At 18.7% G+C, this 15,512-nt stretch carries 5 protein-coding genes; 1 reads left to right on the plus strand and 4 read right to left on the minus strand.

The genetic code is table 11. From position 1 onward, the window contains the following. The first annotated feature begins 366 nt into the window (after nt 1-366). Nucleotides 367-1,191 (plus strand): bis(5'-nucleosyl)-tetraphosphatase (symmetrical) ApaH, encoded by an 825-nt coding sequence (gene apaH, locus K0T98_RS02720; protein ID WP_225639319.1) that lies wholly within the window; start codon nt 367-369, stop codon nt 1,189-1,191. Between the two features lie 1,940 nt (nt 1,192-3,131). On the opposite strand, the gene folA is transcribed toward apaH, so the two are convergent. The 4 genes from folA to gmk all read right to left on the minus strand — a co-directional run bounded on the left by folA (nt 3,132) and on the right by gmk (nt 14,780). Further along, a complete protein-coding gene (gene folA / locus K0T98_RS02725; RefSeq protein ID WP_225639320.1) occupies nt 3,132-3,617 on the minus strand; it encodes a type 3 dihydrofolate reductase in 486 nt (161 codons plus the stop codon). 2,729 nt (nt 3,618-6,346) lie between these two features. Further along, on the minus strand, nt 6,347-7,768 hold the full coding sequence (gene sbcB / locus K0T98_RS02730; RefSeq protein ID WP_225639321.1) for an exodeoxyribonuclease I: 1,422 nt from the start codon (nt 7,766-7,768) through the stop codon (nt 6,347-6,349). Between the two features lie 6,095 nt (nt 7,769-13,863). Continuing rightward, nucleotides 13,864-14,100, minus strand: coding sequence for a DNA-directed RNA polymerase subunit omega (gene rpoZ, locus K0T98_RS02735; RefSeq protein WP_225639322.1), 237 nt, complete (start codon nt 14,098-14,100; stop codon nt 13,864-13,866). Between the two features lie 56 nt (nt 14,101-14,156). After that, nucleotides 14,157-14,780 carry a guanylate kinase gene (gene gmk / locus K0T98_RS02740; RefSeq protein ID WP_225639323.1) on the minus strand — a complete coding sequence of 208 codons (624 nt, stop codon included), beginning with the start codon at nt 14,778-14,780 and terminating at the stop codon, nt 14,157-14,159. Nucleotides 14,781-15,512: the final 732 nt, after the last annotated feature.

Raw genomic sequence — 15,512 nt, forward strand, 5'->3', positions numbered from 1 at the left:
CAGTAATTATAATTAAAAATTGATATAATCAATAGATTAGATTATCTCTTAAATTAATAATGATTATTTAAATATATAAAAATAATTTATTTAAGAAATTTATATTTTAGATCTTTAATATCTAGAAATCTAATTAATAAATTACTAATTTTATATATTATAAATTTTAATATTTTACTAACTACATAACTACCTAAAATACCCATAAATAATATAATATTTTTAGATAATTTACTATTTTAATATTAAATACCTACTATTATTTTATTCTTGGGTATAAAAACACTTACTCTCAGTTACAGTATCAATATATCCATAAAATAATTACAACTTGATTTTAGCAAGAACTAAAATGGAGTGCATTGAATGTCCACCTTACTAATTGGTGATATACATGGTTGTTATCAAGAATTACGAATTCTATCCAAAAAAGTTAACTTTAATCCTATTAAAGATACATTATGGTTAACTGGAGATTTAGTATCTCGGGGGCCACAGTCTATGGAAGTACTACGTTATATAAAATCTCTAGGTAGTAGTGCTCGCATAGTATTAGGAAATCATGATTTGCATCTTTTAGCTGTCTATGCAGGGATTCATCGTGATAAAATCAAGTATACAAGTAATCCACTATTAAATGCCGATGATTCTGATCATATCATACACTGGTTGCGTTGCCAACCAATTCTACAAGTTGATCACGATCTTAAACTAATAATGTCACACGCTGGTATTACCCCTCAATGGGATATAAAGACTGCACAACTTTGTGCCAGAGAAATTGAAGACTCTCTTAGTAGTAATAGCTACCCGTTATTATTACATGCTATGTATGGTGACACACCCAATAGTTGGATGAAAGGTCTTCTTACTGGTCTACAACGATTACGTTTTGCTACTAATGCATTTACTCGTATGCGTTATTGCTTTCCAGGTGGTGAACTAGATATGATTTATAAAGATCATCCTAACCAAACTCCTCCACCACTTAAACCATGGTTTAATTTACCGAGTAAAATTCTCGATGAAGGGTATTCTATAATCTTTGGTCACTGGGCATCTTTAAGGGGTCAAGGGACTCCACCATTGATATACGCGCTAGATACTGGATGTTGCTGGGGTAATCATTTAACCATGTTGCGCTGGGAAGATAAAAAATACTTTACCCAACCTTGTATATCATGCAAGTAAAATTAAAATAAATAATTATTTTACTTCTTTATATATTATAGTAGGTTAATTAAAATATAAAATTATTATTTTAATCATCAAACCGTCAGATAGTAATATACATAATTATTCATATTACTATTGATTAGAATTATTGTAAAAGTATAATTTATATTATAATATTTCTTATCCCTACTATATTTTTAGTGTGTAGTAAAATTACTATTTAATTATTTTATATATGATATAATAGTGAATATATATACCTTGTCTCAAGAATCTTATACAGAGTTACATAATGTATTTAAATTTAATAAATCCTTAATTAATTAGGATTAATCTGTATACCCATGAGTTGTAAAAATATAATAAAAATTAATCTTAGTATATAAAAACTAGTACCCCAATAATTTTATTAATTTATTGAATAATAAATATAAAAATATTTATAGAATAGTAACTTGATATTTAGTTAAATTATATTAATTAATGTATATAGAAATTTTAAACAAGTAAGTAATACTTACTATTTCTTAATTTTATACATATTTCTTAGAATTCAGAAATTATATAATATTATAATATTTTATTATTGATGTAGTTTATCGCAACTAGATAAATTAAAAAATTAATTTATATAAAATATATTTATCATAATAATATTAAAGTAATAATGCAACTCCTCAATTATTTATCTATATTAAGTATTTAAGCTAAAAATTAGATGCAGTAACAAAATTTTTAAAATTTATTATAACTATAATCTTTATTATAAGAACATATCAATTGATCCTTGAATATAATTTTTATTATATTACAAATAAGTAAGAAATTATAAATATTATTTTATTGGTACCATAGTTAATTTTAATAGAAATTATTAAATAAATACCTTATACTTTAAGTTAATTTTAGATTTATAATCTAAAATAAATACGCTTTATATAAAATAAACTTATTTATTAAGTAATTATATCTATAATTAAGAGATAATTAATAATTATTTTAGTAAAAATATCACTATATAGAATTAGATATATACAAAATAGAATATTAAAATCATCTATAATATAATATATAACAAATGAATATTATATTTTTTTACTGAGAAAGATGTACTTAGCTTGACTACTCAAATATATAAAAATTTTTAAACTCGTATGAATCAAGTAATTTATACTGATAACTAGAACTAGAAATTTAAACATTTATAGTACAAATATTAAAATTTAAAAATACCTAAAATATTGTAATACCTTTGTTTTTAAGAAAAGAAAATATATTCAATCTATTGATACAAAAAATAAAAACAGATTAAATAATTTTAAATATTTTTAATATTAAAAACTCAATATTAAAAAATATTCTAAAATGTATTATTAATTTTATTAAATTAAAAATTTTAAATAATATTTTTTACATAAATTAACTAATAAAGTCATATTAACAATAATTAGTAATTACAATTACTTTGATTAATAGTCTAATTAATACGACTATAAATTAATAATTTTAGAGTTATATTTAGACATATTTTATGTACTATATAAATATTAAGATAATTTTATAAATTATTATAGTAATAAATCTTTAATTACAGTATAGTGTATAAATATAAATAATTATTATATGATAAACTATCAGGACTGTAATTTTAACAAAAATGACTAGTGATATATAAATCATAATCCATGGTTATTATTATACATTATTATAAATTAAATTACTTAATCTTATAAAAACTAATAATTTTATAAAAATTAATTTTAAAACTAAAAGATATCTTAAAAAGACAAAGTATTTAATAAAGATTACCAAATATATAATTATATTATATTAAGTAATAAAAGTTTTTAAGGATTAAAATAATATTAATTATATTAATAATATAATATTAATTATATTAATAATATATAGAATAAATAACCTCATGTTGATTTATATGACATATAAAACTAATTTTAGCATTTGTCGAGAATCTCAAAATAATAATAGTCATTTATACTATTATTAGTATGAAATTCAATAAATTTACTTTTCCATGTATACTTTGAATAATCTGGAAAGTAAGTATCTCCATCTATCTTGATATCAAGATGAGTTAAATACATACGCTTAGCAAGTGGCATAAATTGCGTGTAAATACTACTACCACCAATAACTACCACCTCTTGGTTTACTCTATCATAAGCAGCAATAATAGCTGACTCAAGTGATGTAACCCAAGTAACTCTATTATCTTTATGTGGTTGTTTGCTTAATACAATATTATGTCGCCGGGGTAGAGGATGGCCAATAGATTCAAATGTTCTACGACCCATAATTACTGTTTTATCTAGTGTATTATATTTAAACCAGGCAAGATCAGTGGGTAAATACCATGGTATTTCATTATTTATACCAATTACATGATTTGCAGTAAGCGCAGCAATTAAGCTAATATTCATTATTATGTACTTTATTGAGTAGAAAGTAAAAAGCATAAAATATATATTGAAATTCTAAATAAAAAAGGGTTTTAAAATATTTAAACTAACTTTAAATACAATATTTATATTTTGTATTTTATAATACTTATTATTATCTTACTAAATAATGATATTATAGATAGTTAAATTAAATCAATATAGAAAATAAATATTATTTAAAAAATAAATTTTTTATATTAAAATATCATCTAATATATTATTTTAATATAAAAATTTTTTATTTCAATTACTACTATATAAATATATTTTTATATAAAAGAAGTGGTATTATATATTTTATACTGAATAATATTAAATAGAATATACCATATTATGGGTTATCAATATTAAAATATCTAGCATTATTAGTATAAATTATAAGTATTATAAAGTTAATTTTATTTAGCATAAACTTATGTATTTATGTGTGTAAAAAATTAAGAAAGAATTATTAGTAATATTTAAAATTATTATGTACCCTATAAATAACCTATTATATTAAATTATTTCGATAAGAGAGTACTACTCTATATTTTATAAGCATATTCATTATAAATTACATAAATATGCTTTAATTATTATATCTCAATAATTTTTTTTATATAGATTCTATCTGAGTATATTATTGAAATAATATGGATTAAGTTTAGACTAAATATTAACCTATTTACCAAAATAAAAATAAGTTACTACTATAGTTTTTTATTAAAATATTATATTTAATTATTTCGTCCTAATTTTACTATATCAACGTTACTGTATAATTACTGAACAAGTTTACTAAAATATAAAATTTATCATAGTATTAATAAGATAATATATCTATATAATTAGATCTTTATAAGAATAAGATTTAATTATTATTAATTTAATAAATATTTTAAAAATTTAATAAACATAAAATAATTAGACCGATAAGTCTATAATTTTTTGAATAGTTATTTATATAATAATTTATTAATTAGCTAACTAATTTTGCACAATAATAAATATTAAGTAAATATTCTTTGCTATAAAAATAATTAAAATAATAAATCTACACTAGTATAGATACAATAGAAGTTTCAAATTAATATTTAAGTATAATATAATACCTATTAACTTAATATAAATAATTATTTATACCATCATTATATAAGTAATTTTAGAGCCAAATATACTTATATATTAAGATCATGACCATATATTTTAGAAATATAAACTTTTGTTATCCTAAACAAAGATATTTGTATATAAATACAGCTAGATTATCTAGTAATACTTAAATTACCCATAAAAACGATTTTTCTTATAGATTATATAGTAATATAATTAAAGATATAATTCATCTTGTAATATTATTAATTAATAATACCTAATAATATTTTACTTAAAATTAATTAGTTTAAATTTAGTACTATTAAAATATAATTTTATAAGAATATATGTATATTGAATTATTCAAAACATTAATAATAACTTAAAAGGTTTTAAAAAAATAAACTGGGTAATATTAATTAGATTTGATTTAATATACTACTTAGTATATAAAAGTAAATATTTACAATTATTTTTTATTGATATTAATTATAGTTATAATAATTTATTTATGATACTCTAACTATATAAAAATTAATAATTTTATTGATATAATCTATAGATTATTAATAAATTTTATATTATCTTATATTCATATTTATTAAATTTGATAGCAGAAATAACACTTAAATTAGCTAAAAAACAAGAGGTTTTATATTTAAGTATTGACTGTATTTATCTTATAGAAATAATCCTTTGAAATTAACTAGTAGAAATTAAACAAACTAACCAAATAAAAGTTTAATAAATAATAAATTATCTTCTTTATTATTGCATCCTTAGTTTAGCATTTAATTTATATCTGAATGTATATAATTTTCATATATTAATAACAATATATGTTTCAATTTTTTAGTTCTTATAACCTATAAGGTTATAGTATTTTTATGGAAATAGATAGCTCTTAAATATTTAAAATTTTAAAATAAATTAATTTAAACATTATAGCAAATTATATACCTTATGAATTATTTTAATGGATATGTAGTAGATATATAAAATCTAATAGTATGAAATAAATTAGCTATTTATTTATGTATTTGGTAAAAATAATATAGATTATAGATTATAGATTATTTATAATAAATATATCTAATGCTCTTGTGATCATAGGATTTTTATCATCTTTTATATTATAAAATCATCTGATTTTTAAATATTTAATTTATTAATAAATATTAAGTCACTTGTACCATTAAAACTGTGTGTGAAGATAATGGATTGTATTGATACAAATAAAATTATATATAAATAGCAAATATCTTGCTAACTAATTAAATAGTATTACTACTACTATAGTAATATAAGTTATTAATTCTTGTGTAATTATGAGGTATATTTAATCTTGCTATTCAAGAATCAAAAATACTTTATTGTATGTAATACATAATATATTAATAGTAAGTCGGTAACCTTGATGTATTTATATTACACTAAGAGTGTAGATAATTAATTTAAATATATTTTAATAAAATATGATTAATCTATTAATATTAAAACTATAGTAAAACTAAAAAAATTATTAAATTAAGCAAGTATAACTCTATTTTAGAGAAAAGAAAAAATTTTTATAAATATTACTAAATAATTGCAGTAAATTTTTTATAATTTAATATTGTAATTATATACAATTAATTAATTAAATTTTGCATATAATCAAATAATAATTTAATATTAATTATCTTTTTCGTATCTTCTTTATAAAGATCATACAACTCTTGTAGTTGTAAGTAATAACTTTGCAACCGCTCATAGTTTAATACTGTACGACGATGTAACTGCCAACATCTCTTTTCATCATCGGTAAGAGTCTCTGGAAAATTGCGTGCACGATAGCGGAATAATAAAGGCAGCATACGTTTATCTTGAAATTTTAAAGAAGACCATAAAAGATTATGTGGTAAACTTTCTCGAATAATTTTCATTGCACACTTATCATTGTCATTAAAGAAACCATCATAAAGTTGAGCATATACATTATCTGAGAGATTAAAAGGTTTAGAGTCAGCAAAAATAGCAACTACTTTTTCTTGTAATTCTGGATGAGTATGTAATATTTTTAGATTATATATACAACGTTGAATATCTAAATCAAAACGTAAAGCGTCTTCAGGACGCAATGTCTGTACTGGGGCTAAAACTGGACATTTATTAATATATACTAATTTTAGTGGTATTGGTAATTGATCCGATTGTAAGTCATGATGCTTTGTGTAAAAAAGTTTACGTAAATGATATATATCAAGGTCTAGTAATAAAGATATATCACCAGTAAGATCGCACATAATCACGGCGTTTTTATTGATAGGATGCCGCGCTAGTTGGGTTACTAAGCTTATATTACCTCTATATGCGCCAAATATTCCAGAAATATGTACCAAAGGTTTCTTAGTTGATATTCTGAGTAACTCAGAAATTTTATATTTATTTCTTAATTGGAATAAATAATTAAACAGTTTCGGTTGAGCCTCCTTAACTAACTTTGCCAATGCAATGGTAGCGTATACATCAGACATTGCATCATGAGCATTGTTATGTTTAATACCATTAAATTTAGATAAATATTCAAGTTTAAAGCTTGGTAAACCATGTTCATTTTTTGGCCAATTAATTCCTTCAGGACGTAGAGAATAGCATGTGCGCATCACGTCAATTAAATCCCAACGGGAATTACCATTTTCCCAGCTATAAGAATAAGGATCGTAAAAATTACGATAAAAGATATTTCGGGTAACTTCGTCATCAAAACTAATATTATTATAACCCATAACACAAGTACCAGGTACGCTAAACATCTGATGTATTTGTTTTGCAAAGTCAGATTCATTAATTCCACAAGATAAAGTAAACTGAGGGGTGATCCCAGTAACCATAACAGCAGCTGGTTGTGGTAGATAGTCATTAGACGGGCGACAATAGATTATTATAGGATCTTCGATAATATTAAAGTTCATATCAGTACGAATACCAGCAAATTGTGCTGGAAAATCTAATGCAGGATCTTGACCAAATGTTTCGTAATCATGAATGATAAAAGTATGCTTTAGTTTCATATTTTTTAAACTAAATAATATTTAAATTATTATTTAAAATACTCTAATTTTATAATACATGATTTTTATTGTGTGTTATCTAGATCTAAATATTGTTTAATCAATAAATTTATTTTCTATCTCAAGAAGTACTAGATACCATAATTAGTATATATATTTTTTCAAAAAAAATATATATCAAGCAATAAAAATTTTGTAAAAATAAAAACGAAAAATTATTTATACACTTATAAGGTATGATTTAGCCATTAGTAATGCTTTAAAGTATTATTTAATTTTAATATTTTATGACTATTAAATATTTTATTAATTAATTAATAAATAAAATATTTAAACTTACTTATAATGTATTAATACACTAAAATTAGTATAAATATTATTTAATAAATTATTTATCTTTAAATGATATAATATTAATTTGTTGTTCATAACATTCTTAATTTTATACTGCTTAAATATAAATTTATTTCTAACTTATTATTTTTATTAATATACACTAGTAATATCTGAAGAGTTATTAATAATTATTTAGCTCTTGCTGTATCTATAGTAATTATTTATTGATATTAGAGTGTTTACTAAAATTATTTTTTATTAAAAAATAATTTATTAAGTTAAATAATAAGAGATACCACACACTAAATAAGATCTACTAAATAAAAAAACAAAACAAACTAGGATGAATTGATGTAATTTTAGAGAGCAAAACTAAGATATTAAATATTTTAAATGAATAAGTAATAATTTCTTACAGTATATATGTATAATAATTTTGTATAATGATACTATAGCAAGGCAATTATTATCATAACAAAAATAAAATCGTAGTATAATAATATTCAGCGATAATACTCTGAGATTATTAAATTAAACATAAACATAAACATAAAACATAAAACATAAAAGTATACGAGTATCAATAACTATACTCAACAATAATTTGTTTTCTTAAAAGACGTATTATAATTAAATAATTAATTATAACTCATTAAGATTATCTTTACCCTAATTTTATATCTACTGTAAATCTAGAACTACATTGAACTTTAAATATTAAAAAACTGTTAAAGGTAATTACTTATATTGTAAATAATTATTAATATATCTATATTAATAGTATAGCTAAATTAAGTATGTTTTAATTTTCAACTCTAAATGCAATATGCATTATCTATTGTAATAATTTATTTAATTTATATACTAATAAACAAAACTATCTTAAAAACTTTAATATTTTAAACAACTGAGTAAATCTATTTTTAGTAAACTATTAAAAATATTATTTTAATAATATATGCTCCTCTATCTCTCTAAGTCACTTTAATTTCAATATATTTAATAATACTTTATATAAAGTAATTCCTTAAAAGAATAATTATAACGTTCTATACGATGATAATATTTAGTTATTTTAGTATTAATAAAGCTATATAATTCAGAATATAACGAGGTTATTTAGTATATAATACTAACTGAATTTTATGTAGTTATCTCTAGTTTTATAAAAAATAAGTTAGTATGTTATACTAACAATAGATATTGTTATTAATAACTATATATTGTATAAATCTTTAGTGATATCTATTTCTTTATTTTGCAATACAATACATAATCTCCATCTACTAGGCTGAAAGCGTAATAATGTTTTTAGTATTTTAGGATCTAATTATTTTAACATAAAAGAGAAAATATTAAAATTGTTTAGTATAAAAATACCAGTAGTAATAATTTATTTACTAACAAAAAATTACTAAAAACATAATTTGTCTTTTATAATTTTATACACACAGAGATTAATTAATAAATAAAAATTGATAGAATCATTTCATATTAATAATTAGTTCTAAATATTTTATCTAAAAATATTCTTAATTATATAGTAGATAACCAAAAAATAAAATATCCCCTAACTAATAAAGAAAATATTTCATATAGATATAGTAATATGTATAATTCCTATTAATACAAGAGAAAAAATTAAGGAATTTTAAATAATAAAAACACTAATTATTACAAATAAAATATAAATAATAAATACTTTTCTTTATCTTAGAAATAAAACTTATAACACGTCTATAATTTTATTTTTTTATTTTACTTTTATACTACATCATATAAATATATATACAAAGAACATAATTCTATTATATTTTTAGGTAATAAAAATATCACTTAATTACCTCATAGGATATCAAAATATTAAAAAGTTAATAAAATAATTACTTTTTATAAATTAATAATTGCTATTATTATTTTATTCATATATTTTATGAATAAAATTATTATTATAAGAATAATGTATTTTATTGATCAACAAAATTCTATTTTAAGTTAGTAAAATATTTAAGATAAACATTTTTATAAGATAGTAGAAAAATTTTCTAACTAGTAAAAATTTATATCTATACTAGAATATGCTAAAATACTATTTTGTATTATAATATCTATAAAAATATAATAGTACATCTATGTATATCAATTTTATTCCCCCATTAACAATATTTTTAGTATAATTTTAGAAAAATTAATTAAAATTCTTTATAAGATATAAATAAATGTTTTTATTTTGTATTGAAGAAAATATTATTGAAATCATTTTTATATAATAAATATTTATTTTAATACATATAAATACATTAAATAATTATTAATATTGATATCTGTAATATAAAGATAAAAATGAAATAATTAATAATAAATTATTTGACATGGTCTATTTACGTATTAATAACTATTTCTAATAAAATATAATAATAATATTTTAATATCTAAACTAGTCTAAATTTATATCCTAATAAATATTACAATGTAATTATGCAATTATATTATAAATATATTAATTTTTATATATAATCTTAATATTTATGTTATATTAATAATAATTTTATTACTATGTTTATAGTATTATCTAATTATTATTAGTATAGAATAAAATATTAACTAATGATAAATATCACATGTATTAATTAAATTATTATTAATGATAATTTAGATAAACTTATTGATATATCCTCATAAATATTTTAATACTATTAAAAAATCATATTTTATTAGTAATTTTTATTAAATCATTTTATTAGATCTGAATTACTTTTGGCTATTAATACAGCGTCTCATCTAATACATATTAAATAATGTATTATTTCCAATAAATAAAAATTTTATAAAACATAATAAATTAAGCTATAATTTTTAAAAATTAAAATATTGATAAAAATAAAATTCATGAAGATTAAACTCTATATATTAAGAGTATTTAATTAATTTAATATATGATTTATGTCATTTCTTGATTATAATAAAAAACATGACCAGCTAATTTATAATTATTTTGCTATAAAATTTTTTAAACAATTGATAAAAGTAATTTTAAATTAAATTATAAAGCATATTAAAATTTGTTAAGTATATTAAATTAAAAAACTAAAATTATATATTACGATATATAATTTAAAATTAATAGAAGTTAGTAATAATCAAATATTATTACTCTTTATATAGATATACAATTAATGAGTATATTAAAATATTACAAAAGTACTTATAACAATAATATAAGCAATTTTAATTATTATTAAAAATTAATAATTATAAATCTTTTTTAAAATATTAATAGGAAATTATACAAATTAAGATATATAGTAATAATTACTAGATTAATTATTACTATATATCACAACAAGGAGTATTTAATGATTACCCTTAATTTTATATATTTTATAAATTATTATAATATCTTTTAATAAATACAAAAACTAGGAGAATTTTCTCTTAGGAGATCAATTTTCTATAAAATAGTATTACCTCATAGGAATGTTTTTTATTATTTAAGTGATATACTCTCACAAATTATTTAATAAATCTCATATCAGTGATATCGTTTAAATTTATAAACATAAAATATAAAATATATTTTTTTGTAAGGAAAAATCTTTTTATTATAAAAAATAATTATATATTAGTACTAATATAGAGACTAAAAACGATATTTAGATGTTATTTAAATAACAGAATAAATACACATACATATAGTAGTAATAGTTATACTTAATTTCTTTATATATGAAAAAATAAATTAATATTTTAAATTTGTAATTAAATAATTTATATAATCTAAAGTAGAAGTATAAAAATACAATCTAAAAATTAGAATATATAAAATGCATATATCATAGAATTAATTTTATTTTGAGTTAATTTTAATTAAAAACATTTTTACTTATTTTTATAAAATATATGATTAGTTATATAAAAAGTAATTTTTAGTATTAAAAAATATTAAATAAAATGTTTTAGTGTTCTAAATAATTTGTATATTTAATATAGTAATTTGTATTATATTAATATTATTAACTTAAATTTTCTTAATAGATTATTAATCATATAGTATATAATATACGTAATAACATTTTATGTAAAGTATTATTTAATTATTCTCTTAATATAAAACTTATTAAAGTTACTCTACAAGTTAAGTATATTAAATATAATTTATTATAAATAAATAATTCTTTATACTGAATTCAGTTAACGAATAATATAGTGATTAATAAATAAAATAACACTATTTAGTAAAAATTTAATAGCATTAATTATTATAAACATCCTTTAATTAGTAAACTTAAGTCTAAAATAATAAATATCTATATTCATAAAAATTAATTATTTATATTTATTATAACTTATAATAATAGAATATTATAATTCTACTTTATTTTAAATGTATATATTAAACTAGATTTTTATATAATCTATATATCTTTTTTACTTGATATCTTTAAGAGATATTTTAAATAAATTAATTTTATAACTTATCGTATAATTAAGTAATAAATAAAAATATTTAAAATAATAAATATATTTAATATTTTATAAAATTTTATATTAGCTATCCTCAACTATAAAGATAAAAATAAAATTGGAACTATTCTATATTTAATAAAATATTTATAAAGATAATACTATAAAAATTTTGCTGTTATAAAAATTTTTTAGATGAGAAAGATAAAATCTTTATATATACTTAACCTCAGATGTCAATAAATTTATTTATTTCTATAAAAAATTTTATGTAATATTGTATTTAATTTAAAAACACTCTTTAAACATTACTATTATTTCTACTTATCTTGTAATTAAAGACATTACTATATTATTCATCGTTATACTATATATAATTTTTTATAGGAACAGTAAACCATATATTACTATATAATATCTGGATTAATATATCTTTAATGATTTATAAAATTATTTAATACAGTAAAAACCGTAGTTTTTTTAAATAAATTATTTAGTAAATAGAATTTAAATCTTTCTCCTGGTTATTTATGCAACAACTAATAATTAAATAATTAAGCTTAATTATAAGCTAAATCATAGTAAAACTTTTTACATTATGTATTTATAATTTATATTAATTATTAGTTTTTTTCAAACTATTATAACAATAACAATAACAATAACAATAACAATAACAATAACAATATTATATTTTTAATTTTAATAATTATAGTTATTTTTAATAAATCATAAACTACTGCAAGAGGATTTCTTATAGAGAATAATAAATTTTATAATTAAATTTTATTACTAACAATGTAACAAAGTTCTTTATAGTAAGTTTAATTAAAATTAAACAGATATTTTTAATTTATATCTTTTTTAATTTTTTGAAAATTGACTGCCTAGTTTTTGTGTTATAGACTTTTAAGTTATTTATCCTACAATCTTCTTTAATACCATCTCTTTAATATCTCTATAATCTTTTATAGGGGTTTATTTCTTTATCTTAATATATTTACTTAAAATACAAACATACAGAACACCCTTATATTTAATCTAAGGTTTTATAATTAAGCACTACTAATATAGAATATAAACTAATAATACAAATAATTATATAAAGATATAATCTATATCTAATAATATCATTAATGTATATAGTATATTAATGATATATAATAAATTAAAAAGTTATTTTTCTTATAGAAAATATAATTTAATTAGTACACTTATACTTAAAGATATGCACATACTATCTTTTAGATTAAAAATAGTATTTTTAATTATTACAGTACTAGCTTAAAATTTTATTAGTTTATTTCATTATTTTCTTCTTGAGACTTGTTTACATTTAAAATATTACTATTAATTAAACCTGCTTCAATCTCACGAAGAGCAATAACGGTACATTTATCGTTTTCTTCTGGTACTAATGTAGTACCTTTACTACTAAACTGCATTTGACGTGCCCTACGAGCAGCTACCAACACTAAGTCAAAACGATTACCAATTTTTTCTACAGCGTCTTGAACAGTTATACGTGCCATTAATACATTTCTCCATTAGGTAGTTAATTTAAACCGATTATTATACTGCATGATTTTTAGCTGGACAATAATTCTTTTATTAAAGCATTATGTCGTATAACCTGACTATCTAAACGTAAACGTTTTGCACAAATAATTGTTTTAAGTTCTAATAGGGCTATATTAAAATTATCATTCACAATAAGATAATCATACTTAACATAATGTTTTATTTCGGAAACAGCTTTCACCATTCGTTTTGCAATGATATCATCACTATCTTGACCACGCATACGCAGACGAGAATCTAATATATTTTTTGACGGTGGTAAAATAAAAATACTGCATACCTGTAAATTTTGTTGACGAATCTGTTCTGCTCCCTGCCAATCAATGTCAAGAAAAAGATCTATTCCTGCTACTAAAATATCTTGAACAACTTCACGTGATGTTCCGTAATAGTTGTCGAACACTTTTACATATTCTATAAAAGCATTTTTCTTAATCATCTGGAGAAATTTATCATGAGAAATAAAGTAATAATCTTTAGCATGTTTTTCATCTGATCTTTTAGTACGAGTAGTATAAGAAATAGAAAATCGTGCATTACACAGTAGTTTAGTTTTTAATAATGCCTTAATCAGGCTAGATTTTCCTGTTCCACTAGGGGCGGAAATAATATAAAGCATTCCTAGAACCATAATAAATCTAAATTAATATTAGTTATATTTTAAAAAAATTAAGATACTGTACATCTTAGATGTCTTTACTATATTTATAGTATATGATTTTATCTTTTTATAGAAATAAAATGTAATAAAAATCATTTGCTATTAGCAGTATCAGTTAAAGAAAATAAAGTACTTATAATATAAAATAAATTAATATATAACATTAGGTTATACATTCTATTACTAGAATAGTATGCATAATTCGAGATAAAATCTATAATAGAAATTTCTTTAATATTTAACATCATATAATATATTAGATTAATGATTTAATTTTAACATATAAAAAATGTAGTTAAAAGTAATTATAAAAAATCATTATTATATTTCTATAATATACCAAAAATATAATTATTAAATTATTATAATACATTTTAAATAAAACTTAATAATACTCTTTATTTAATAAAATAAATTATTTAATCACGTAATAATATATTAAAATTTTATTATTTTATTGAGTAATTACAACCATTTTCTATCTGTAAAACAGAATATGAATTTATATTCATAATAAATTTATAGGTTATGTACTATAAATTTTATATTAATTTTATCTATTTTAATAGTAAAATATTGAAAATAGATAAATTATCTAATAATAGTAATAAATCATCGATTTTATAAGGATAATTATAAATTTATACTTATATATAAGATATTCATTTAAATATTTTTTATATTAATACATATTAATAATAA

The organism is Candidatus Profftia sp. (ex Adelges kitamiensis), assembly GCF_020342455.1.
Taxonomy (GTDB): Bacteria; Pseudomonadota; Gammaproteobacteria; order Enterobacterales; family Enterobacteriaceae; genus Profftia.

Coding starts and splice junctions, on each gene's coding strand:
- sbcB (WP_225639321.1), bottom strand. CDS start 7,768: ATGAAACTAAAGCATACTTTTATCATTCATGATTACGAAACATTTGGT.
- gmk (WP_225639323.1), bottom strand. CDS start 14,780: ATGGTTCTAGGAATGCTTTATATTATTTCCGCCCCTAGTGGAACAGGA.
- folA (WP_225639320.1), bottom strand. CDS start 3,617: ATGAATATTAGCTTAATTGCTGCGCTTACTGCAAATCATGTAATTGGT.
- apaH (WP_225639319.1), top strand. CDS start 367: ATGTCCACCTTACTAATTGGTGATATACATGGTTGTTATCAAGAATTA.
- rpoZ (WP_225639322.1), bottom strand. CDS start 14,100: ATGGCACGTATAACTGTTCAAGACGCTGTAGAAAAAATTGGTAATCGT.